The organism is Candidatus Pantoea formicae (assembly GCF_011752625.1).
Taxonomy (GTDB): domain Bacteria; phylum Pseudomonadota; class Gammaproteobacteria; order Enterobacterales; family Enterobacteriaceae; genus Pantoea; species Pantoea formicae.
This window is the reverse complement of sequence record NZ_VWXD01000003.1, coordinates 773,567-797,910: the sequence shown is the minus strand read 5'-3', so window position 1 is coordinate 797,910 and position 24,344 is coordinate 773,567. Positions and strand designations below refer to the sequence as shown.

21 protein-coding genes are annotated in these 24,344 nt (G+C 52.9%); 19 read left to right on the top strand and 2 right to left on the bottom strand.

What is annotated here, in order from left to right; all coding sequences use genetic code 11:
• Window positions 1-144 precede the first annotated feature (144 nt).
• The 6 genes from F3J38_RS12430 (at window position 145) to F3J38_RS12405 (ending at window position 6,422) form a co-directional block, all read left to right on the top strand.
• Window positions 145-1,650 (top strand): sugar ABC transporter ATP-binding protein, encoded by a 1,506-nt coding sequence (locus F3J38_RS12430; protein WP_167138759.1) that lies wholly within the window; start codon window positions 145-147, stop codon window positions 1,648-1,650.
• Window positions 1,651-1,660: 10 nt separating this feature from the next.
• On the top strand, window positions 1,661-2,644 hold the full coding sequence (locus tag F3J38_RS12425; protein ID WP_167138757.1) for an ABC transporter permease subunit: 984 nt from the start codon (window positions 1,661-1,663) through the stop codon (window positions 2,642-2,644).
• Window positions 2,645-2,823: 179 nt separating this feature from the next.
• Window positions 2,824-3,762 (top strand): ABC transporter substrate-binding protein, encoded by a 939-nt coding sequence (locus F3J38_RS12420; RefSeq protein WP_167138756.1) that lies wholly within the window; start codon window positions 2,824-2,826, stop codon window positions 3,760-3,762.
• Window positions 3,763-3,812: 50 nt separating this feature from the next.
• Window positions 3,813-4,496, top strand: a complete 684-nt coding sequence (locus F3J38_RS12415) for a D-lyxose/D-mannose isomerase (protein WP_167138754.1) — start codon at window positions 3,813-3,815, stop codon at window positions 4,494-4,496.
• A gap of 11 nt (window positions 4,497-4,507) precedes the next feature.
• Entirely contained in the window at window positions 4,508-5,368 is an 861-nt protein-coding gene (locus tag F3J38_RS12410) for a ketose 1,6-bisphosphate aldolase (protein ID WP_167138752.1), read from the top strand.
• A 1-nt stretch (window position 5,369) separates the two neighbouring features.
• Window positions 5,370-6,422 (top strand): carbohydrate kinase family protein, encoded by a 1,053-nt coding sequence (locus F3J38_RS12405; protein ID WP_167138750.1) that lies wholly within the window; start codon window positions 5,370-5,372, stop codon window positions 6,420-6,422.
• Here F3J38_RS12405 and F3J38_RS12400 read toward each other — a convergent pair.
• Complete coding sequence (locus F3J38_RS12400; protein WP_167138748.1) at window positions 6,359-7,105, bottom strand: response regulator; 747 nt, start codon at window positions 7,103-7,105, stop codon at window positions 6,359-6,361. The genes F3J38_RS12405 and F3J38_RS12400 overlap by 64 nt on opposite strands.
• A gap of 417 nt (window positions 7,106-7,522) precedes the next feature.
• Here F3J38_RS12400 and F3J38_RS12395 point away from each other — a divergent pair, with 417 nt between their 5' ends.
• Both F3J38_RS12395 and F3J38_RS12390 read left to right on the top strand, forming a co-directional pair.
• Window positions 7,523-8,821, top strand: coding sequence for an NCS2 family permease (locus F3J38_RS12395; protein WP_240155961.1), 1,299 nt, complete (start codon window positions 7,523-7,525; stop codon window positions 8,819-8,821).
• A 332-nt stretch (window positions 8,822-9,153) separates the two neighbouring features.
• A complete protein-coding gene (locus F3J38_RS12390; protein ID WP_167138746.1) occupies window positions 9,154-9,714 on the top strand; it encodes a hypothetical protein in 561 nt (186 codons plus the stop codon).
• Window positions 9,715-9,762: 48 nt separating this feature from the next.
• On the opposite strand, the gene F3J38_RS12385 is transcribed toward F3J38_RS12390, so the two are convergent.
• Window positions 9,763-11,211 (bottom strand): AMP nucleosidase, encoded by a 1,449-nt coding sequence (locus F3J38_RS12385; protein ID WP_167138744.1) that lies wholly within the window; start codon window positions 11,209-11,211, stop codon window positions 9,763-9,765.
• 345 nt (window positions 11,212-11,556) lie between these two features.
• Here F3J38_RS12385 and F3J38_RS12380 point away from each other — a divergent pair, with 345 nt between their 5' ends.
• The 11 genes from F3J38_RS12380 to F3J38_RS12330 all read left to right on the top strand — a co-directional run bounded on the left by F3J38_RS12380 (window position 11,557) and on the right by F3J38_RS12330 (window position 24,334).
• Window positions 11,557-12,672 (top strand): branched-chain amino acid ABC transporter substrate-binding protein, encoded by a 1,116-nt coding sequence (locus F3J38_RS12380; protein WP_167138743.1) that lies wholly within the window; start codon window positions 11,557-11,559, stop codon window positions 12,670-12,672.
• An 81-nt stretch (window positions 12,673-12,753) separates the two neighbouring features.
• Window positions 12,754-13,668, top strand: coding sequence for an ABC transporter permease subunit (locus tag F3J38_RS12375; RefSeq protein WP_167138741.1), 915 nt, complete (start codon window positions 12,754-12,756; stop codon window positions 13,666-13,668).
• A 10-nt stretch (window positions 13,669-13,678) separates the two neighbouring features.
• A complete protein-coding gene (gene livM / locus F3J38_RS12370) occupies window positions 13,679-14,962 on the top strand; it encodes a high-affinity branched-chain amino acid ABC transporter permease LivM (protein ID WP_167138739.1) in 1,284 nt (427 codons plus the stop codon).
• A complete protein-coding gene (locus F3J38_RS12365) occupies window positions 14,955-15,830 on the top strand; it encodes an ABC transporter ATP-binding protein (RefSeq protein WP_167138737.1) in 876 nt (291 codons plus the stop codon). Before livM ends, F3J38_RS12365 begins: the two co-directional genes overlap by 8 nt.
• A complete protein-coding gene (locus F3J38_RS12360; protein WP_167138735.1) occupies window positions 15,823-16,572 on the top strand; it encodes an ABC transporter ATP-binding protein in 750 nt (249 codons plus the stop codon). Before F3J38_RS12365 ends, F3J38_RS12360 begins: the two co-directional genes overlap by 8 nt.
• Before the next feature lie 120 nt (window positions 16,573-16,692).
• Complete coding sequence (locus F3J38_RS12355; protein WP_167138733.1) at window positions 16,693-18,105, top strand: EmmdR/YeeO family multidrug/toxin efflux MATE transporter; 1,413 nt, start codon at window positions 16,693-16,695, stop codon at window positions 18,103-18,105.
• Between the two features lie 134 nt (window positions 18,106-18,239).
• Complete coding sequence (locus F3J38_RS12350) at window positions 18,240-18,407, top strand: hypothetical protein (RefSeq protein WP_167138731.1); 168 nt, start codon at window positions 18,240-18,242, stop codon at window positions 18,405-18,407.
• A 362-nt stretch (window positions 18,408-18,769) separates the two neighbouring features.
• The gene (locus F3J38_RS12345) at window positions 18,770-21,049 is read left to right on the top strand and encodes a catecholate siderophore receptor Fiu (protein ID WP_167138728.1); all 2,280 of its coding nucleotides are present in this window, start codon (window positions 18,770-18,772) and stop codon (window positions 21,047-21,049) included.
• A gap of 49 nt (window positions 21,050-21,098) precedes the next feature.
• Window positions 21,099-21,776, top strand: coding sequence for a PKHD-type hydroxylase YbiX (ybiX, locus tag F3J38_RS12340; protein WP_167138726.1), 678 nt, complete (start codon window positions 21,099-21,101; stop codon window positions 21,774-21,776).
• Window positions 21,777-22,009: 233 nt separating this feature from the next.
• Window positions 22,010-22,846, top strand: a complete 837-nt coding sequence (locus F3J38_RS12335) for a sugar phosphate isomerase/epimerase family protein (protein WP_167138724.1) — start codon at window positions 22,010-22,012, stop codon at window positions 22,844-22,846.
• A 165-nt stretch (window positions 22,847-23,011) separates the two neighbouring features.
• Window positions 23,012-24,334: an MFS transporter gene (locus F3J38_RS12330; RefSeq protein WP_167138723.1), complete on the top strand. Its 1,323-nt coding sequence runs from the start codon at window positions 23,012-23,014 to the stop codon at window positions 24,332-24,334.
• The last annotated feature ends 10 nt before the right edge of the window (window positions 24,335-24,344 follow it).

Genomic DNA, 24,344 nt, shown 5'->3' with positions numbered 1-24,344 from the left:
TTCCCATACCCCCACCTGCTCTTCTGCTGGCGAGTATAGAAGCGCACGCCAGGCGAAATATGACAAATATGAATGGCCGCTGACATTTTCCATTTATCTGCCGTTGCAACACTCGCTGCAACATCTGGCAGCGGGAACTTGGCGATGACAGCGACACCGATCTTAGAAATGCGCGAAATTACCCGACGCTTTGGCAGCTTCTATGCGTTGAAGGGCGTGGACCTGCGGGTATGGCCCGGCGAAGTGCATGCGCTGATGGGGGAAAACGGTGCCGGAAAAAGTACGTTGATGAAAATTCTGGCCGGTGCCTATACCGCCAGCAGCGGGGAAATTCTTATCGACGGTCAACCCTATGCCATCAAAGGCCCAAAAGAGGCGCTGGCAGCAGGGATCACCCTGATTTATCAGGAAATCAATCTGGCGCCAAATTTAACGGTGGCAGAGAACATCTTTCTCGGCAGTGAGATCACCCGTGGCGGGTTAGTTAAACGCCGCCAGATGGCAGAAGAGGCGCAGTTGGTGATTAACCGCCTCGGCGCTCAGTTTAGCGCCACGGATTTGGTGAGCAAACTCAGCATCGCTGAGCAGCAGCAGGTGGAGATTGCCCGCGCTCTGCATCGCAACAGCCGTATATTGGTGATGGATGAGCCTACCGCCGCACTGTCCAACCGCGAAACTGAACAGCTGTTTGCCTTGATCAAACGTCTGCGTAGTGAAGGTATGGCGATCATCTATATCAGCCACCGCATGGCAGAAGTGTATGAACTCTCCGACCGCGTCAGCGTACTACGCGATGGGCAATATGTCGGCAGCCTGACGCGCGATCAGCTGAATGCCAGCGAACTGGTGCGCATGATGGTGGGCCGACCACTCAGTGACCTGTTTAATAAAGATCGCAACATTCCCTTCGGTGAGATTCGACTTGCCGTTAATCACCTGACCGATAACCGCAAAGTGCATCCCAGCAGCCTGGCGGTGCGCGCTGGTGAGATTGTTGGGCTGGCTGGCTTGGTCGGAGCAGGGCGGAGTGAACTGGCGCAGCTGATATTTGGTGTGCATCAGCCCAAAGGCGGTGAGATCTGGATCGACGGGGAAAAGGTAAAGATTCACTCCCCGCGTGACGCTATCGCCCGAGGTATTGGCTTTCTCACCGAAAACCGCAAGGAACAAGGCTTATTTCTTGAACTGGCTGCACAGGAAAATATCGTGATGGCGACGCTTGAGCGCGATGCCAGCTATGGCCTGCTCAACCGACGCAAAGGGCAGAAGATTGCCAGTGATGCCATCGAGTCATTGAATATCCGTGTACCCCATGCACAGGTGCGTGCCGGCGGTTTATCTGGCGGTAATCAACAAAAGTTACTGATTTCACGTTGGGTTTCCATTGCTCCGCGCATCCTGTTGCTGGATGAGCCTACGCGCGGCGTGGATGTCGGTGCCAAGAGCGAAATCTATCGCATGATGAATCAGATGGCGCAGCAGGGCGTGGCAATCCTGATGATTTCCAGTGAATTGCCAGAAGTGGTGGGCATGAGCGATCGCGTATATGTAATGCGTGAGGGCAGTATTGCTGGCGAACTAAGCGGTGCTGATATCAGCCAGGAAAACATAATGACACTGGCCACCGGCGCGCAGCCGGCTCAGGCCTGAGGAGACCGATATGACCAGTGAAACCGCACGCGTTAAAAATCCCACCATCAAGCGGGCGTTAATGAGCGACCTGCTGCAAACGGTGGGCATTCTGCCGATCCTCATCATCATTGTGGCGGTGTTTGGTTTTGTAGCGCCTAACTTCTTTACCGAAGCCAATCTGCTGAACATTACGCGCCAGGCGTCGATCAATATTGTGCTGGCCGCAGGGATGACCTTTGTGATTTTGACCGGCGGGATCGATCTGTCGGTGGGATCGATGCTGGGCACCACGGCGGTGGTGGCGATGGTAGTGTCGCTTGACCCTGCATTTGCCAGTTTGACCATTCCGGCGGCACTGGGCGCGGGGCTGATCATGGGGCTGTTCAACGGCATCCTGGTGGCGTGGGCGGGGTTGCCGCCGTTTATCGTTACGCTGGGCACTTACACTGCACTGCGTGGTGCCGCTTATCTGTTGGCGAATGGCACCACGGTAATTAACTCTGATATCAATTTTGAGTGGATAGGTAACGGCTATCTGGGGCCGATCCCTTGGTTGATCATCATTGCCTTTGCGGTGATTGCGCTGTGCTGGTTCATCCTGCGCCGTACCACCCTCGGTGTGCACATCTATGCGGTGGGCGGCAATGTTCAGGCGGCGCGTCTGACAGGGATCAAAGTGGGTGTGGTGCTGGTGTTTGTCTATGCCATGAGCGGCATGCTGTCGGGATTAGGCGGGCTGATGAGTGCCTCACGTCTCTATAGCGCCAACGGTAACCTGGGCGTGGGGTATGAGTTGGATGCCATTGCTGCCGTTATCCTCGGCGGTACCAGCTTTGTGGGTGGCATCGGCACTATCACCGGCACGCTTATTGGTGCACTGATTATCGCCACGCTCAACAATGGCATGACGTTAATGGGGGTCTCTTACTTCTGGCAGTTGGTGATCAAGGGTGCAGTGATCATTATTGCCGTGTTAATCGATAAGTACCGTACACGTCATCACGTGGGCTAATGGGCTGGCAGTGCGCGCAATCCTCACGTACTTCAGTACGCTCCGGTTGCTGTGCGCTGGCCGTCGGCAAACTGGCTGCGACAATAACGCCCTTCGATTCGACGCATTAAAACAGGTTGTCACATCACGGCGATCTCTCCGATCGCCAACATAATCATAAAAGCAGGAGAACATCGACTATGCGTTTTAATCCGATTATTACCGGACTGCTGGCGGCGACATTGCTGAGTGCGCCCCTTGTACAGGCCAAAGAGTTGAAATCCATTGGTGTGACCGTCGGCGACCTCGCCAATCCGTTCTTTGTGCAGATCACCAAAGGTGCAGAGCTGAAGGCGCGAGAACTGGCAGGCGACAAGGTGAACGTGACCTTGGTATCCAGCGGCTACGACCTCGGTCAACAGGTGGCGCAGATTGATAACTTTATCGCCGCTAAAGTCGACATGATTATCCTTAATGCCGCCGACTCCAAAGGTATTGCGCCAGCGGTAAAACGTGCGCGTGACGCCGGTATTGTGGTGGTGGCGGTTGACGTGGCCGCAGACGGTGCAAATGCCACCATCACCTCGGATAACACCCAAGCCGGTGCCATGGCGTGTAAATACATCGCTGACCGTCTGAAAGACAAAGGCAATGTGGTGATCATTAACGGCCCCCCCGTGTCTGCGGTGCAAAACCGTGTCGAAGGCTGCATGACCGAGCTGAAAACCCATCCTGATATCAAACTGCTCTCCTATAACCAAAACGCCAAAGGCAGTCGCGATGGTGGATTGGAAGTGATGACCGGGCTGCTGTCTGCCAATCCGAAGATCGATGCCGTGTTTGCGATCAATGATCCCACTGCGATTGGTGCAGACCTGGCGGCGAAACAGGCGCAGCGCAGCGAGTTCTTTATTGTTGGCGTGGATGGATCGCCAGATGGTGAGGAAGCGTTGAAACGTAAAGGCTCGCTGTTTGTCGCGACACCGGCACAAGACCCGCAGGTGATGGCAGCAAAAGCGGTCGAGATTGGCTATGACATCCTGCAAGGCAAACCGGCGCCGGATAAACCGGTGCTGATCCCGGTCACTATGATCGATCGTAATACCGTTAGCAGTTACAAAGGCTGGACGGTGAAATAACGCGAGATTTTGCAGGCGGCCATTGGGCCGCCCAACAGAGGGAGGGAGTCATGCATCGATCCGAAGTGAATGCCATTCTGCAACTGACCCGCGAATTTTTTATGCGCCAGGATGTTCACCTGCCGCCCTGGGCTGATTATGGCCTCAGCCAGTGGCGTGCGCTGGATAAAAGCCGCGCAGACGAGCTATTAGCACTGCATCTGGGCTGGGATGTGACCAGTTTTGGTGCCGAGGACTTCTCACAAACCGGTTTAACCCTGTTCACCCTGCGCAACGGCTCGCGTGGCGGGCAGCCGTGGGCTAAACCCTATGCCGAAAAAATGATGCATGTACGCGAAGGGCAGGTCACGCCGATGCATTACCACCCGCAAAAAATGGAAGACATCATTAATCGAGGTGGCGGCAACCTGATTGTCACGCTGCATAATCGTGCGGGTGACCAGTTGGGTGATAGCCCCGTCAACGTCACGCTGGATGGGATTCGCCAAACGCATGCGGCGGGTTCGCAATTGCGGCTGTCACCTGGCGAGAGTGTCACCTTGTTGCCCGGCATCTGGCATAGCTTTTGGGGGGAAGAGGGCTACGGTGACGTGCTGGTCGGCGAAGTTTCCATGCCCAACGATGACGAGCATGACAATGTTTTTCTTACCCCACTGGCGCGCTTTAACCCGATTGATGAGGATGAAGATCCGCGTTGGTTGCTGTGTAACGAATATCACCGCTGGCTGGCATAAAGGAGCGTACCATGGCACTGATCTCTCTGGCGCAGGGCTTGGCCCATGCGCAGCAGCATCAATATGCGCTTGGCGCATTCAACGTCTTAGATACCCACTTCCTGCGTGCCTTGTTTCAGGCGGCGGAGCAGCAACGTTCACCCTTTATCATTAACATTGCAGAAGTGCATTTTAAGTATGTCAGTCTGGAACATCTGATTGCAGCGATACGGACAGAAGCGGCGCTGCATGATATTCCCGTTGTGCTTAATCTCGACCACGGCTTGCACTTTGAGGCGGTGATGCAAGCGATTCGTCTTGGCTTTACTTCGGTGATGTTTGATGGCTCAACCCTGAGTTATGACGAGAACGTTCGCCAGACGCGTGAAGTGGTGAAAATGTGCCACGCGATTGGCGTTTCAGTTGAAGCGGAGTTGGGGGCTGTCGGGGGCGATGAGGGCGGCGCGCTGTTCGGTGAAGCCGACAGCAACAAATTCACCGATCCGACGTTGGCGGCTGAGTTTGTCCAGTCAACGGGGATTGATTGCCTGGCGGTGGCGATTGGCAACGCGCATGGCAAATACAAAGGCGAACCAAAACTCGATTTCGACCGTCTGGCAGCCATCCGCGCGGCCGCAGGCATTCCTTTAGTGCTGCACGGCGGCTCGGGGATCAGTGATGCCGATTTCCGCCATGCCATCAGTCTGGGTATCCACAAAATTAACTTCTATACCGGCATGTCACAGGCTGCACTGGGTGCGATTGAAACACAAATTACCCAACGCGATGCCCGCTATGACTCTTTTGCCGAACTGCTGATGGCGGTGGAACGCGATATCGCCAACGTGGTGGCGCAGCAGATGCAGGTGTTTGGCAGCGCCGGGAGGGCCTGAGATGGCGCAACGCAACGGCATTCTCGGTGCGGGCAGTATGCTGGTCGATCATGTGCAGCGGATCAGTCACTGGCCAGAGCAAGGCTGGCTGGCGGAGATCACGCACAGTGAGAAATGTAGCGGTGGCGCCGCGTTGAATGTTCTGTTCACCCTGGCTCGCATGCAGGTGCATCTGCCACTTGCTGGCGTGGGGATGATTGGTGAAGACAGTGACGGTGAGTACATCCTGCAATTGCTGGATGAGCACCGGGTAGACCGCCAATTTGTGCAGCGTACGCACACTGTGACCACGGCAATGACGCAAGTGATGACGACGCCCGACGGGCAGCGCACCTTTTTCCATGCGCGTGGCGCCAATGCACAGCTTGATTTGTCCCATTTTAGCGCGGTGGAAACTGCCCACCGTATTTTTCATCTCGGCTATTTGCTGTTGCTCGATAGCCTTGATCAACACGATGAGCAATACGGTACGCGCAGCGCGCGTCTGCTTGCGGATATGCAGCAGCGCGGCTATCTCACGTCGCTGGATCTGGTGTCACGGGCGGGGGAGTATCGACCATTGGTGATGCCCGCACTGCGCTGGCTTGATTATCTGGTGATCAACGAGCTGGAAGCGCAGTCTCTCACCGGAATTCCCTTGCGCCATAAACAGGGTTTAGCGGAACCTGACGTCTTTGCACAAGCTGCACAATGGCTGATTGAGCAGGGCGTGCGTCAACGTGTGGTGATCCACGCGCCGGAAGGCGCTTGGGGACAGGAAGGGAAGCAAATGGGGATCTGGCAGCCCGCATGGTGTCTCACGCCGGAAGAGATCGTCGGCAGTGTGGGGGCGGGGGATGCCTTCTGTGCTGGCGTGCTTTATGCCAGCCACGAAGGATGGTCGATGAGAGAAACCCTGAAGCTGGCACATACCTGCGCCTGCTTTAATTTGCATGCAGCGAATGCGCTGGACGGCACGCGGCCACTGGCCGAGATGCAGCGCTGGATGGATCAAGCGATTTGTGTTTCTCGTGCCGCTGAAGCCGGGCGCATGACATCGGCAGAAAAAACATAACCCAGGCCACGGATGGTCCGAATCAAACTGGGCTGATGCGGATTGGTTTCAATCTTCCTGCGTAGGCGCATGATCAGCACATCAATGGTGCGATCAAACACTTCCAGACTTTCGCTGTGCGTTAACTCCAGCAGCTGATCGCGCGTGAGCACCTTGCGTGCATGGCACACCATGGCACGCAGTAACGTATATTCACCTTGAGTTAATGGCACGCTTTCCCGTTGTGGATTAAATAGCTGGCAGCGGGCATCATCCAGACGCCAGCCATTGAATTGCCACCCCTCATCAGGTTGCAAGTCGGGTTGCGTCAAACGTCCGCAGCGACGCAATGCGGCTCGCGCACGCGCGACCACTACGCGTGGGTTGAAAGGCTTGGCGATATAGTCATCGGCCCCCATTTCCAGTCCCACCACCATATCCGCTTCCGATCCCATACCGGTCAGCATGATCACCAGCAGATCAGGCCGTTGGCGTTGCATGTGTTGCAGCACCAGTAAGCCGTTGGTGTCCGGTAACATCATATCCAGCATGACCAATGAAATTTCCGGGTGAAGACTGAGCAGCGCCAGCGCATCTTTGCCCTGGTGACAGCTGTAGACGGTAAACACGTGTTCACTCAATACATCGTGCAGCAATTCACACACAGCACGATCATCATCAACGATCAAAATCGCGGGCTTCATTGCGCTGTCTCTTAGGTTGCGAAAGGGTTAAAGGCAGTGTAACCCGATGTTTATAAGCTGCTGTTTCAGGCAGCAGAAACGTGAGCGACATCGCCAGGCAGTGTGCGAAAGCGTGCGTTGCCGCAATATTTTCGGGGGTGACCATTGACCAATGGGAAAACGATTGCGCAGTGATAGTGCAATGCACCATAATCGCGCCTCATTCTGGTTCGGAATTATCTTAACCGTGACCACATTCGGAAACGTAAACGATTGCGTACGAGAGTGGCATAGCAATTGCTATGTGGACAGGGGAAAGCGGAAGGCACAGTTGCCTTAAGTCCGGCTCAAATCGCTTTCATCACAAAAAAAATCACTAGCTAAACCACATTGGCAAGAGAGAACGCGCATCCGTGCCGTCTCCGCTCATGAGAGATGATGATGTTAGAAAAACTCTTCAAACTAAAGGCGCATAACACTAACGTGCGCACGGAAATTATTGCGGGCATCACGACCTTCCTGGCGATGGCCTACATTCTGTTTGTTAACCCGAGTATCCTCGGCGCAACGGGCATGGACAAAGGCGCCGTTTTTGTCGCGACCTGTCTTGCTGCGGCGATTGGCTGTGTGCTGATGGGATTGATCGCTAACTATCCGATCGCGTTAGCGCCGGGCATGGGTCTCAACGCCTTCTTCACCTACACCGTTGTACTTCACATGGGATACACCTGGCAGATTGCGCTGGGTGCGGTGTTCCTTTCAGCGGTGATTTTCTTTGCACTGTCGATATTCAAAATTCGTGAATGGATTATCGCCAGCATTCCGCTGCCACTGCGTGCCGGAATTGCAGCCGGTATTGGCCTGTTCCTGGCGCTGATTGCGCTAGAAGGTGCGGGTATCGTTGTCGATAACCCGGCCACACTGGTGGGTTTAGGTGACCTGACTAAACCGGGACCACTGCTGGCACTGTTAGGCTTCTTCATCATTGTGGCGCTGGAAGCACGTCGTGTGACGGGCGCGGTGCTGATCGGTATTTTGGTCGTGACCTTTATCTCCATGGGTATTGGATTGACGCCATTTGGTGGCGTGTTCTCCGCGCCTCCCTCTATCGCGCCGACCTTTATGCAACTGGATATCGCGGGCGCCTTCAACGTGGGCTTAGTCAGTGTGATCTTCGCCTTCCTGTTTGTGGATGTGTTCGATAACACCGGTACGCTGCTGGGTGTGACCAAGCGTGCGGGTCTGGCTGATGAGCAGGGCAATGTGCCGAAGATGGGGCGTGCGCTGGTCGCTGACAGTGCGGCAGCGCTGTTTGGCTCGCTGTTAGGTACGTCTACCACCACCAGCTATGTTGAATCAGCGGCAGGTGTGAGTGCGGGTGGTCGCACAGGTCTGACGGCGATTGTGGTCGCAGTACTGTTCCTGTTAAGTCTGTTCTTCTCACCGCTGGCGGGTAGCGTACCGGTTTATGCCACGGCTCCTGCATTGTTGTTTGTGGCAGTATTAATGGCTTCGGGTCTGGCTGAAATTGACTGGAAAGATATCACCACTGCTGCGCCGGTCACGGTGACGGCACTGACGATGCCGCTAACCTACTCAATTGCCAACGGTATCGCTTTTGGTTTCATCACCTGGACGGTGGTCAAACTGCTGAGCGGTCGTACCAAAGAGATCAATGCCGCACTGGTGATTCTCTCGATTCTGTTTGTGATTAAACTGGGCTGGCTGAGCGCTTAAGTTCTGGTTTCCGGAAGCCCGCTTGGGCTTCCGTGTTTTCTGTTTCATCCCCTCGATTATTTTCTTAGCGATCTCTCGCAACACTTCACTGTAGCTGCTTTTGTTATTCCTTTGCCCGTTTTAGCCTGCGCTGCGTATTGATTCCTGCCTGATCTTTTTTGCCGTGAATGGCGGGTTCGCGGAATGTTTAATCGGCTCGAATCTGTTTCACTACGTAGCAAGGTGAAGAGATAGCCGGGACTCTCTGGAGGTGTGTAATGGAATACGCTATGCGTACTGCCCCGTTTCTTCCACCACTTATTTACGTCGTCAGGAATATCGGAGATTCAAAAATGGAAGAGTTAACTCAACGAGTCGGGCTGCTGGAAAAAACCACGCATCAAATTCAACAGGATGTTGCCGTCCTAACCGCGCGATCCGAGAATTTTGCGACCAAGGCCGATATCGGCACGCTGCGTACCGAACTGCTGGGGGAAATGGGAAAGTCGGAAAAGCGTACCGACTGCAAGTTCGAAAAAATAGCGCTGCATTTTGACGATAAACTGGGAAAAATGGCGCTGCATTTTGACGATAAACTGGGAAAAATGACGCTGCATTTTGACGATAAATTGGGAAAAATGGCGCTGCACTTCGACGATAAGCTGGAAAAATTGGAAGTGCGTATTGACGATAAGCTGGAGAAAATGGAACTGCGTATCGACGATAAGTTGGACAAAATGGAACAACGCATCGATGTTAAGTTTGAGCGCATGGATGAAAAATTCGAGAAAAAATTTGTCAGAATTGATGAGAAATTTGAAAAGCTCAATGACCGACTGACCTGGTCCATTATGGTGCCCGCCATTCTGGCTGTGCTGGCTTGGTTTGTGAAAGATCTGGTGGTTAAAGTTTAATCCAAAATCCAACATAATTCCGGCCCCAATGGGACCGGAATCGAGCACTTAACGGAACGGTGGTTCATTAAAGGTGCGTAATTTCCTTGAATGCAACTTATCGCCCTCAGCACGCAGCAGCTCAACCGCACAAATACCGATCTGCAGATGCTCAGAAATTGCCCCTTCGTAGAAGCGATTCGCTTGGCCCGGCAGTTTAATTTCACCGTGTAGTGGCTTATCCGAAACGCACAGCAAGGTGCCATAGGGAACGCGGAAGCGGTAACCCTGCGCGGCAATCGTGGCACTCTCCATGTCTACCGCCACCGCGCGGCTCAGGTTAAAGCGCAGTGCAGAAGCGGAGTAACGCAATTCCCAGTTACGGTCATCTGTGGTCACTACCGTGCCGGTGCGCAGACGCTGTTTCACTTCCTCTCCCGGCATGCCGCTCACGGCTTTGGTGGCGTCATACAGCGCACGCTGCACTTCAGCAATGCTTGGAATAGGAATGTCCGGCGGCAGCACGCTATCCAATACATGATCGTCACGCAGATAGGCATGCGCCAGCACGTAATCACCGATGGTCTGGCTTTCGCGCAGGCCGCCGCAGTGACCAATCATCAACCAGGCGTGTGGGCGAATCACTGCAAGGTGGTCGCAGATGGTTTTGGCATTGGACGGACCCACGCCAATGTTCACCAACGTGATGCCACGGCGATTGGGTGATGTCAGATGCCATGCGGGCATCTGGTGCTTCTTCCAGGCCAGATCAGACATCATTGCCGTGGGGTCTTGGGTATCAGCGGTGATCACCACATCGCCAGCACAGGCCAGGCTGTCATAAGGTGTGCTGGGATCCTGCACCTGCGCAATCGCCCAACGCACAAACTCATCGACATAGCGCGTGTAGTTGGTAAACAGCACGAACGGCTGGAAGTGCTCAACGCCTGTTCCGGTGTAATGGCGTAAACGCGCCAGTGAGAAATCAGTGCGCAGTGCATCGAAGTGTGACAGCGGAAAAATGGCATTCGCATGGAACAGGCCATCTGCGGTTTCATCGCCAATCTGCGACAGTTCGGTGGTAGGGAAATGGCGCGCAATGCTGGCGCTCATCGAGCGATCCAGTGTCAGGCCGTCAATCACGTACGGGTAGGGAATCTCCTGCTGTGAAGGCACCACTTCAACCAGGACGTCGTACTCTTTCTCCAGCATCTGTAATTGCTCACTCAGATAGTGACGCAATAACGCCGGGCGGGTAATGGTGGTGCTGTAACTGCCGGTGTGAGTAAAACGTCCCCATGCGCGGGTGCGGTTCTGCTGAGGGCCTTCGCCTAACCAGGTGATGCGCAGCTCCGGGTAAACAAACAGACCTTTCTGTCGCGCATCTTCATCCGGAAGTGTGCCGTTTGTCGTGAAATCGCGAATCGCGTTGCGCAGCGCGGCTACAGCGTTCTCATACAGGCGCTCCAGTTCATCCAGTGCCTGCTGGCTACTCAATCCGTTCCGTTGCGTATTCATAGGTTCTCCTTCAGGAAACGTGGACCGATTTGACCAGAGCATAGCGGATAAACACACCAGCACGATGAAGAATCTGTGATCGACCGCATTCTGCACCATCACGGTGCTGGTACACGGCGTAACTCTGGCTATGTTTATGATTAGCAGGGATGTCACCACGCGCCTCGTCTGCCCTGGCGCGATGCCACTGCAAAAAGCTGCCACCGACCGTCTTCTTTGGCGAGTTTCTTGCTTGATCCTAAACCGTGGTCCTGACGACCACATAAAGTGCTGCAAAAGTTTCAGAAATTGATTTCTCCCAGGCCGTGGTATGGCTCCGTTCCTGACCCGTTGAGGATTGAAAGCATGTCTTTGAAATTCATGAAACACCCAGTGAAGGTGGTACTTGCAGGTTGCCTGAGCGTGGCCTTTTACGCACAGGCGGATATCAAGATTGGTGTGGCAGGGCCGTTCTCTGGCCCGAATGCGACCTACGGGGCGCAATACTGGAAGGGCGCAAGTCAGGCAGCAGATGACATCAACGCTGCTGGCGGAATTAACGGTGAAAAAATCGTGCTGGTGCAGGGCGATGATGCCTGCGAACCCAAACAGGCGGTGTCTGTCGCTAACCGTCTCGTCGACCAAGATAAGGTGATGGCGGTCGTCGGCCATTTCTGCTCCTCCTCCACCATGCCCGCCTCGGAAGTGTATGACGAAGCCGGTGTGCTGGCGATTACCCCCGGATCAACCAACCCGCAAATCACTGAACGTGGAATGAAAACCATGTTCCGCATGTGTGGCCGCGATGACCAGCAAGGTGCCATTGCCGCGGACTTCATCATCGACAAATTGAAGGCGAAGAAAGTGGCGGTGATCCATGACAAAGACACTTATGGTCAGGGGCTTGCGGATGCGACCAAAGCCGCGCTGGAGAAACGCGGGGTGAAAGAAGTGATGTATGAAGGGCTCTCTCGAGGAGAGAAGGATTTCAATGCTCTGGTGACGAAAATTGGTGCGGTGAAGCCCGACGTGGTCTATTTCGGTGGCTGTCACCCCGAGGCTGGACCCTTGGTGCGGCAGATGCGTGAGCAAGGGGTCAACGCGGCCTTCTTCTCTGGAGACTGCATCGTGACTGAAGAGATGGTGACGGCGGCAGGAGGCCCCCAATATACCAAAGGGGTCTATATGACCTTTGGTAATGACCCGCGCACCATTCCTGATGGCAAAGCGGTGATTGAGAAATTCCGCGCCAGCGGTTTCGAACCGGAAGGTTACACTCTGTACGCGTATGCGTCTGTTCAGGCGATTGCCGCAGCGTACAAAGCCGCAGGCAAAGACAATGCGAAAGCCAGTGACTGGCTGAAAGCCAATAGCGTGGATACCGTCATGGGTAAAAAAGCCTGGGATGGCAAAGGCGACCTCAAAGTCTCGGATTACGTGGTTTATCAGTGGGATGACAAAGGCAAATATCACCAACTGTAATTCGACATGCGACCCCGCTTAAGCGGGGTCTTGCGCCATTGGGTGCGAAGTTTGCGCCCTCTCTACGTGCGAGATTGATCTATGGACGCCTTCTTCTTACAGCAGATGATCAACGGCCTGACGTTAGGCGCGGTATATGGGTTGATTGCCATCGGCTACACCATGGTTTATGGCATTATCGGCATGATTAACTTCGCCCACGGCGAGGTGTATATGATCTCTGCCTACTTGTGTGCCATTGGCTTGGCCTTACTGAGTTTCTTTGGTATTCACTCTTTCCCGCTGCTGATTTTCGGCACCTTGCTGTTCACGATTATTGTGACCGCCGCCTATGGCTGGGCGATAGAGCGTATTGCCTATCGACCCCTGCGTAATTCAACGCGTCTCGCCCCGCTGATTTCGGCGATTGGCATGTCACTCATCTTGCAAAACTATGTGCAACTCAGCCAAGGCCCAAATCAGCAGGGTATCCCAACGCTGCTAACCGGCGTATTACGCATGGAGCTAGATGGCGGGATTGTGCAGATTACATGGACGAAAGTCTTCATTCTGATCGCCGCGTTCTGTGGCATGGCGCTGCTCACCTGGATTATCCAATACACCAAGCTTGGCCGGATTTGTCGTGCGGTACAGCAAGATCGCCGAATGGCATCGATTCTGGGCATTAATACCGATCGCGTGATTTCGCTGGTGTTTGTGATTGGCGCAGCAATGGCGGGGCTGGCTGGCGTTCTGGTGACCATGAACTATGGCACTTTCGATTTTTACGCGGGCTTCATCATTGGCATCAAGGCCTTCACGGCAGCGGTGCTGGGCGGCATTGGTTCACTGCCTGGCGCCATGCTGGGGGGACTGCTGCTTGGCGTGGCGGAAGCCCAGTTTGCGGGGTTGGTGAACTCGGATTACAAAGATGTGTTCTCGTTTGCCCTGTTGGTGGTGATTTTAATCTTCCGTCCGCAAGGGCTACTGGGACGTCCACTGGTTGCGAAAGTGTGAGGATGCCGCGATGAATGCAATGACGCAACGTGCGGGCATGCGCGAAGCATTGCTCGACACACTGCTGGCAGGGGTGATCGCGCTGGTGGTGTTTGGCCCGATAGTGGGCGTGGTATTGGACGGTTACAGCTTCAAACTGTCGCCGCAGAGTGTGGCGCTTTTGGTCGGGCTGGTCATGGTCGGACGTTTGCTGATCAGCCTGTTTCTGTATACAAACTTTGGACAGCAATTTAAGCGCAAATTTGAAGGTAATGACGATGGCGTTTACGTACGTGAGCCCGGTTATCGTTCGCGGTTGCGCTGGATCTTGCCGCTGTTACTGATAGTCGCGTTGGTCTTTCCCTTTCTCTCCAGCAAATACCTGCTGACCGTGGCGATTCTTGGGTTGATTTATGTGCTGCTTGGCCTTGGACTCAATATTGTGGTGGGCTTGGCTGGGCTTCTCGATTTGGGCTATGTGGCATTTTACGCCATCGGGGCGTATGGCCTGGCGCTGGGGTACGAGTACCTTGGCTTAGGGTTCTGGAGCATGTTACCGATTGCGGCGCTGATGGCGGCTTTTGCCGGCGCATTGCTCGGTTTTCCCGTGCTACGTATGCATGGCGATTATCTGGCGATTGTGACGCTTGGCTTCGGCGAAATCATTCGTTTGGTTCTGACCAACTGGTTGTCGTTTACTGGCGGGCCGAATGGGGTATCGGTGCCATCACCGACCTTTTTCGGTCTGGAGTTTGCCCGACGTGCACGGGATGGCGGCGTACCTTATCACGAGTTTCTGCACCTCGATTACAACCCAAACATGAAGTTTATCTTCATCTATGTGGTACTGGTGCTGGTGGTCCTGTTGGTGCTGTTCATTAAACACCGACTGACACGCATGCCCATCGGTCGCGCCTGGGAAGCGTTACGGGAAGACGAAATTGCCTGCCGTGCCATGGGGTTGAATCATGTCTTGGTGAAGCTTTCAGCCTTTATGCTCGGCGCATCAACAGCGGGCATCGCAGGAGTGTTTTTCGCCAGTTATCAGGGCTTTGTGAATCCAACTTCTTTCACCTTCTTTGAGTCCGCGCTCATTCTGGCGATTGTGGTGTTAGGCGGTATGGGTTCGACGCTCGGCGTAGTGCTCGCCGCCTTTGTGCTGACGGTTGCACCTGAACTATTGCGTAGCTTTGCTGAATATCGCGTGCTGCTGTTTGGCATGTTGATGGTATTGATGATGATCTGGCGACCACGAGGATTGGTGCGCACCGCGCGCGTGGGTGTTCCCCTGCGTAAAGGAGTACGCCATGAGTGATGCCATCCTGCAAGTGAATAATCTGATGATGCGTTTTGGCGGCATTAAAGCGCTGAATGACGTCAGTTTGTCCGTGGAGCGAGGTTCGGTGACCTCACTGATTGGGCCTAATGGTGCGGGCAAAACCACAGTATTTAACTGTCTTACCGGTTTTTACCGCGCGACCGGCGGGCGCATTATGCTCAATGCCAACCAACGGCATACGGATGTGATTCAGGTGCTGGGGCAGAAAATCCATCCGCAGGATTGGCTCAACCCCGCCCGCTTGGGTTCACGCATTTGGTACAAAATGTTCGGTGGGGCTCATCTGGTCAATCGTGCCGGGCTGGCACGAACCTTCCAGAATATCCGTTTATTCCGTGAGATGTCGGTGGTGGAGAATTTGCTGGTGGCGCAGCATATGCAGGTCAACCGCCAACTGATGGCGGGAGTACTCAATACCCGTGGTTATCGTGAAGCGGAAAATCGGGCGCTGGACCGCGCATTTTACTGGTTGGAAAACGTCGATTTAGTCTCAAGCGCTAATCGTCTGGCGGGCACGCTCTCTTACGGTCAACAGCGGCGATTAGAAATTGCACGCGCGATGTGCACGCGCCCAGAACTGATTTGTCTCGATGAGCCTGCGGCAGGGCTGAATCCGGTGGAGACGGATGCCCTGAGCCAAATTTTGCATCGCTTGCGAGCTGACCATCGCATTAGCGTGCTGTTGATTGAACACGATATGCCGATGGTGATGCGAATTTCCGATCATATTGTGGTACTCGATCACGGAGATGTGATTGCACAAGGAACCCCGCAGCAGATTCGCCACGATCCCAAAGTGATTGCCGCCTATCTGGGTGCCGAAGAGGAGGACGAGCATGGCTGAACCGATGCTGAGTTTTGAAAAGGTTGATGTGTTTTACGGTCCCGTGCAGGCGCTCAAGCAAGTATCGCTGACGGTGAACCAAGGGGAAACCGTGGCACTGATTGGGGCTAACGGCGCAGGAAAATCGACGTTGTTGATGTCGATTTTTGGCCAGCCGCGTATCGCCAGTGGTGAGATTCGCCTGCGTGGGGAGTCAATTAGTCATCGCAGTACCCATTTTATCGCCGCCAGCGGGATTGCGCAGGCACCTGAAGGGCGGCGCATTTTTCCTGACATGACGGTTGAAGAGAATCTGTTAATGGGCACCATCGCTGTGGGGGAGCGGTATGTCAAAGAAGACAAAGAGCGGATGTATCAGCTCTTTCCGCGTTTGCTGGAACGGCGTAAGCAACGCGCGATGACACTCTCCGGCGGTGAACAACAGATGCTGGCGATTGCGCGTGCGCTGATGAGCCGTCCAAAGTTACTGCTACTGGATGAACCGAGCCTTGGCTTGGCCCCTATCGTGGTCAAGCAGATCTTCAGCATTCTGCGTGAGTTGACACAGCAAGGTATGACGCTTTTTTTGGTCGAACAGAATGCCCGACATGCGTTGCAGTTGGCCGATCGCGGTTATGTGATGGTCAATGGCGAAATTAAATTGAGTGGCAGGGGGGAAGAACTCTTAAATAATGATGAGGTGCGCAGTGCCTATCTCGGTGGTGCAGCGGATCCTGCGGTGGTGGCGGCAAAAAGTTTGTAATAATGATTAAATGGTGACAGGAAACACTTTGCATATTTCTCAGTGGCCTATCATCATTATTACTCATCTTCCTCTCCAAAGTGATTTGGTACTCCCTTGCAAAATCCTGGCGTAGCAGTGATGCGTGCGGTCAGAAAAACGGCGTGGTATCCAAAACGTCGCTCTTATCGCACGCTATTGTGGCGTGAAATCACGCCACTGGCCGTGCCCATCTTTATTGAAAACCTGTGTGTGATGCTGATGGGTGTCCTCAGTACCTTTCTGGTTAGCTGGTTGGGTAAAGAGGCGATGGCGGGTGTTGGACTCGCTGACAGCTTCAACATGGTCATTATCTCGTTCTTCGCGGCCATTGATCTCGGTACCACGGTGGTGGTGGCCTTCAGCCTCGCCAAACGCAACGGTAAACGTGCTCGTGCCGCCACGCGGCAGTCGCTGGGACTGATGACGGTATTGGCATTTGTGCTGGTGATTGTCATTGAGTTCTGGGGGCATCTGATCATCGATGGCATTGCGGGTAGCGCAGAGCCTAAGGTGAAAGAGTTGGCGCTTAGCTATCTGCAAACTTCTGCATGGAGTTATCCGGCGGCAGCCATCGCGTTAATTGGCAGTGGTTCATTACGCGGAGCAGGTAACACCAAAATTCCCATGCTGATTAACGGCGGTATGAACATCCTCAACATCGTGATCAGTAGTGTGCTGATTTACGGTGCCATGGGCTGGGAGGGGATGGGTTTTATCGGCGCGGGATTGGGATTGACCATTTCGCGCTACATCGGTGCAGCGGCCGCCATTTATGTGCTTTATCGCGGTATTACACCTGCATTAAGAATAACGATTGCCAGTTATTTTCGTCGTTGGGATCGTAACATCCTGATGGAGGTACTGGGGATTGGCGTGCCTGCCAGTATTGAATCGGTTCTCTTTAATGGCGGTAAGTTACTGACGCAGATTTTCGTTGCAGGCATGGGGACCAACGAAATTGCCGGTAACTTCATTGCGTTCTCGATTGCCACATTGATTAACCTGCCCGGCAACGCCTTGGGCTCCGCTTCAACCATTATTACGGGCAAGCGGCTGGGCAAAAATGAAGTCATGCAAGCGGAAAGGCAAATTAAGCATGTATTCTGGTTGGCCATGATCGGTCTTTGTTCGCTGGCGTTGATTACTGTGCCGCTTGCCGGGACGCTGGCGAAATTCTACACGCGCGACCCTGAGGTTATCGAGGTCACTAAACACCTTATATGGCTTAACGCCGCCTTTATGCCCATCTGGACCGCGTCCTGGGTACTGCCTGCCGGACTGAAAGGTGCGCGTGATGCACGCTACACCATGTACGTGTCGATGTTCAGTATGTGGGGGGCGCGTGTGGTAGCGGGTTACGTACTGGGGATCATGCTGGGGATGGGAGTGGTCGGGGTATGGCTGGGGATGTTCCTTGACTGGACAGTACGTGGCGTGTGCTTCTGGTGGCGTTTAACCAGCGGGAAGTGGCTGAATAACTATCATCGCATGCTGGCTAAAAGCAGGGGCTAGTGGTAATGGTCATCTGATAAGGTGGCCATCTGCTGATATGCATTTAACGGGATTTCATCGCATATCTAATCGTTTTGGTTATTAATCGGATTAGGTTTTACTGTCAGGGTCAACAATTACTGGAGAGCCTGACGATGAAAACGACGCTTTCGCAATGGTTCAACCGCCTGATTAATGCGGAGTCTCAGCCGACTGAAGAGCGAGAATTCGATCTTAGCAGCCATATTGATTTACTGATCCCCATCAGCCAACTTTATGGCATCGAGTTCCACCCATCGGTATACCGCTACTATGAGCGATGAACGATTTCTTCTCGTCATGCGCTACAGTTACTGGAACGAACTGTGCACTCATCAAAAAAAACCGCTGCCATGTCCAGCGGTTTTTTTTATGCCTGAATTTGCGCCTTTCTTACTCAATTTTAAGCCGATCCCTACAAATCATTCAGCTTGGCGCTTATTGTATGAATTACGTAATCCTCCCGTAAAGAAATGTATTCCCAATCCACATTTCTCGTGCAAGAATAAAAAAGTAAATGATAACCATTGGCGTTATCATTTAGGTGTTTCATCCTGATGCTGTTTTAAGCCGCTGTTTATCAGTACTTAACGTCGTAAGGATGTAACGAGCGCGTCAATAACGATAAGAAATTTCCCCTTTTAAAATGGATAACAATCGCAACTTGCCGTTTGGCAGCTTTAACTCGCTGACCCTGTTTACCGGGCTTTGTATTGGTATTTCTCCTGCCGCCGCACTGGCCGCAGATAACGCCACAAAAAAATCTGAAGATACCCTCGTAGTCAACGCGCAGACGCCTTCGCTATATGCCCCAAATGCGTCTGCTGACCCCAAATTCAGTCGTCCACTGGTTGACACCACACGAACCATGACGGCGATACCTGAGCAGGTAATTAAAGATCAGGGCGTCAATAATCTGACTGATGCATTAAAAAACGTACCCGGCGTCGGCGCGTTTTATGCCGGTGAAAACGGTAGCTCCTCTACCGGTGATGCGGTTTATATGCGCGGTATGGATACCTCAAACAGCATCTACGTTGATGGTATTCGCGATATCGGCAGCGTCACGCGTGATACCTTCAATACCCAACAGGTTGAAGTGATTAAAGGGCCATCCGGCACCGATTACGGCCGCAGTGCACCGTCTGGCTCCATCAACATGATCAGCAAACAGCCGCGTCTGGATACCGGGCTGGATGCCTCCGTCAGTGTGGGTAGCGCGTGGATGCGTCGCGGCACGCTGGATTACAATCAGGCTATTAACGATAACAGTGCGTTCCGTCTTAACCTGATGGGAGAGAAAACTCACGATGCCGCGCGTGATAACGTTGAGAATGAGCGTTATGGTGTCGCACCCTCGCTGGCGTTTGGTCTTGATACCTCAACACGTCTCTACCTGAACTATCTGCATGTACATCAGAACAACACGCCTGATGGTGGCATTCCTACCATCGGCCTGCCTGGCTACTCTTCACCCACGCCTGCAACTTCTGCATTGAACAACTCGGGCAAGGTCGCCACCAGCAACTATTACGGCACGGATTCAGATTTCGATAAATCCACCACGGATAGTGGCACCATTCGCTTTGAACACGATCTCAACGACACCACTACCATTCGCAACACGACGCGCTGGTCGCGGGTGAAGCAGGAGTATCTGTTGACGGCGGTGATGGGGAATGCGATTACCACTCCTAATCCGAACGATGTAGGCACCTGGACCTGGACGCGTAATGCCAATTTAAAAGATGTCAGCAACCGCATCCTGACCAACCAAACGAATATTACCTCCAAGTTCTACACTGGCTCGGTGGGGCACGATATCAGCGCGGGAGTAGAGTTTACGCGTGAAAATCAGACCAACTATGGTGTGAACGCGATTACCGCGCCTGCTGTAAATATCTATCACCCTATCAGCAGTATCTCGGTGGGTGGGCTGGATCGTAACGGTGCTAACGCCAATGGCCAAACCGACACCACGGGCATTTATGCCTTTGACACTTTAGCCATCACCAAAAACTTTGAGCTGAACGGCGGCATCCGTCTTGATAGCTATCACACGGATTATGATAGTGCGACAGCTTGTGGTGGCACCGGACGCGGGGCGTTAGCCTGTCCTGCCGGGGTAGCAAAGGGTACACCTGTCACCACTGTTGACACCGCTAAATCTGGCAACCTGGTCAACTGGAAAGCGGGCGCACTCTATCGTCTGACCGAGCAGGGCAATGTTTACTTCAACTACGCGATTTCTCAACAGCCTCCGGGCGGCAGCAGCTTTGCGTTGGCAGCAGGCGGAACGGGTAACAGTGCGAACCGCACTGACTTCAAACCGCAGAAAGCGAAATCTAGCGAAGTGGGCACCAAATGGCAGGTCATGGATAAACGTCTGCTGTTGAACGCGGCGCTGTTCCGCACCGATATTGAGAACGAAGTGGATGCCAATGATGATGGCACCTACTCACAAACCGGTAAGAAACGTGTAGAAGGTTATGAGTTGTCTGCAACAGGCAATATCACGCCAGACTGGGAGGTGATCGCAGGTTACACCATGCAGCATGCTTCGGTCCGTGAAGGAGCCAGCGTAGCGCAGGATGGTTCATCCTCGATTGCATATACACCGAAACATGCCTTTACGTTATGGACGCAGTATCAAGCTACCGATGCGATTTCTGTTGGTGGCGGTGCACGCTATGTGGGCAGCCTGCGTCGTGGCAGCGATGGTGCAGTGGGCACGCCTGATCATACCGAAGGCTACTGGGTGGCCGATGCCAAGCTGGGTTACAAGGTTAACAACAACCTCGATCTGCAGCTTAACGTGTACAACATTTTCGATACCAACTATGTTGCTTCGATCAACAAGAGTGGCTACCGCTATCATCCGGGTGAGCCGCGCACCTTCCTGTTGACCGCCAACGTGCATTTCTAAGTCTTTACGTGGGGCGTGCGCGCCCCACATTTTATGAGAGAACAACGCGATGATGTATCACATTCCTGCCGTACTGGCGCCGGAAGAGGTAGCAAAATTCAGTACGTTGCTACAACAGGCTGAATGGATTGACGGACGTGCAACGGTCGGGAGCCAAGGCGCGACGGTCAAAAATAATCAGCAGATTGATACGCGCACACCGCTTTACGATCAGCTGCAAGCTGCGGTGATGCAGGCTTTGAACACCAACCCGCTGTTCTTTTCTGCCGCACTACCTCGCTCGATATCCACACCGCTGTTTAACCGTTATGAACAAGGCGAAACTTACGGCTTTCATGTGGATGGTGCGGTGCGCCACAACGGCGCTGCGGGCTGGATGCGCACTGACCTCTCGGCCACGCTGTTTTTGTGCGAGCCAGAGAGTTATGAAGGAGGGGAGTTAGTGATCGAAGACACTTATGGTCAGCACAAAGTGAAATTACCTGCCGGTCATCTGGTGCTCTATCCCTCTAGCAGCCTGCACTGCGTTACACCAGTGACGCGCGGTGTCCGCGTTGCTTCGTTCTTGTGGATTCAATCCATGGTGCGAGATGACAAGCAGCGTGCGATGCTGTTTGAGCTGGACCGCAATATTCAGAGTCTTAAAGCACGCCATGGCGATAGCGAAGAGTTGTTGTCACTGCTGAATATGTACCACAACCTGCTGCGTGGATGGACTGAGGTATAAATTTCCCCTGACCGCGCGCGCTGAGCGCGGTTTTCTTTTTATTCCGATAAACAATTGTTCACCTGCTTACTGCTCCTCTCTCAAATGTTCACATGGTGAAAATGTGAAATCCTTGTAAATCACCAATCAAAGCCCTCTTTCGTGATCTGGTCGCCTTTTCCTGCGCTCATTTTTTGCTAAAAATGTGTTCATACGGTCATTGTCTGAACTTTAGTTCATCAAGAGGAGCGCATATGAGTCAGTTCGAAATAGGTGTCAACACGGCGATGTTTGACGGTTTAGATAATGATGTTGCTTTCAGCACGATTCAAAAAGCCGGGTTTCGTTATGTCGAACTTGCCTATAACCAAGGATATGTCGGTGATATGCCACCCGAACTCTTTAGTGCTGAAAACGCACGTCATATCAGCGGGTTATTGGAAAAATATCAGTTAAAGACGCGTTCTTTTGGCGCCACCATGAATATGGGCGCGGTGGATGCCGTTGCTCAGTTTACCCGCCGTATCCATTTTGCTCATTTGATAGGGGCAAAATGGATCAACATTTGTGTTGGGCGTCAGCAAGACCGACAGCAGATTATCACCAATCTTAAACAGCTCGCCCCGATAGCGGCGGACAATGGATGTGTCATTTGTCTGGAGAATGGTGGGGACCCAAATTATGACGTTTTTAGCTTGGCTGATGATGGAGCTGCACTGCTTGACGCGGTTGATCACCCAGCCGTCTCAGTTAATGTAGATGCAGGAAATATTGTCTCACTGTGTCCTGATGTCGATCCTATTGAACAAGCGATAGCCATGCTTCCCTATGCGCAGCACTGTCATCTGAAAGATTTAGAGGTTATTGATGGCGAAGTGCATTTTACCCCTATAGGCTACGGGCAATTAAATTATGTGCCGATGATTGGCCTGCTTGAAGCGAAAAATATCCCCTGCAGCCTGGAAATCCCATTACGTATGCATCGTCAGCGTGACAGTTATCCATTGCGTGGGGATGCGCCTATTGATCCCGCTCGTAGTCTTGAGGTTTTAATTCAGTCTCGTAGGACACTGGAAAAATGGTTGGGTTAAATATTTTAGTCTAAAAGGTTAAAGGACATAAAATGAGGGTGCGGCTGCTGATGATTGTTAATCAGCAGGCGTCGTTCTATGCGCCAATGACAATGATCTTAATTTGCACTGTAAGCCTTATTCATTAAATCCGTTGTTTAACGACTTTAAGCTGAAGGTTAATTTATGTCTAACTCAACGTTGAATACAATATCCAAATCGGCTAAGCCAACTCAGTTTCGCTGGGCAATATTCGCCACAATGTTTTTTCTGTTAGCCGTCAATCTAATGGACCGAATTACATTGTCGATTGGTATGCCCTATATCAAAGACGAATTTCATCTTTCACCTACTATGCAGGGTCTAATTTTAAGCAGTTTCTTTTGGTCTTATGCACTATTACAGGTCCCAGGCGGTTGGCTGTTGGACCGTTACGGGCCGCGCAAAGTGATCACCGGGGCGTTATTTGGTTGGGGATTCTTTCAAGCGATTATTGGTTTGGCGAGCGGTGGTCTTAGCCTGATTCTTGCACGTATTGGCTTAGGGGCGATGGAAGCACCCGTTTCGCCGAGCGGGGCGAAGTTAAGCTCAACCTGGCTGACGCAATCTGAGCGAGGCCGTGGTGCTGTGATCATGGATTCGGGTAGCCCGCTGGGGGTCGCGATAGGCGGTATTATTGTCGCACACTTGATTGTGGTGCTTGACTCCTGGCGCGTCACCTTTGTCGTTGTCGGGTTGTTCACCATGGTGTTGGGCTTCTTTGCCTGGAGAATACTGCGCGACAAACCGACTCAACATCCAAAAGTGAGTCAACAAGAGGCTGATTACATTGCAGCAGGTAATGTTGAAGGCGCCGTGACGGATACCCCATCAGTCCCCACAAAAGGGTTGGGTATTAGCTGGTTTACGATGATTGCTATCATGTTAGGCCGAGCTTCCTGGGGCATGGTGTATTGGGGATTGTTAACCTGGGGACCGAGTTATCTGGCTCAGGCTCAGGGGTTGCAGCTGGCTTCGATTGGTAACTCGACTTTCTTAATCTTTGTTATGGGTACTGCGGGATGCCTGTTCAGTGGCTTCTTTGCGGATTATCTGGTGAAGCGTGGTGTTAGCCATAATGTTGCATTGAAAAGCCTGCTGTCCGTTTCTGGTTTGGTAGGGCTTGGTGTTCTCTACGCATTAGCGACGGTAAAAAATCCTAACCTGGCGGTGGGACTGTTATCGGTTGCGGCCTTCTTTATGATGTTTGGCAGTTTATATTGGAGTTTCCCCGCAATTTTAGCCCCAAAAGACCGCGTCGGTATGGTGGGTGGGCTAATGAATATGGCAAACAGCTGTGCCGGTATTCTTGTTCCTATTTTGGTCGGTGTTATTCTGCAGCTTACGGGGAGCTATGAAAGTGTACTGGTTTATTTCGCCATCTGTGCAGGATGCTACACCCTCGGTACGCTCTGTATTAATTTTAATAAACTACCGGTTAAAAACGGTCAGCTCTCATTTCAGAAATAGTCGGAAAGGG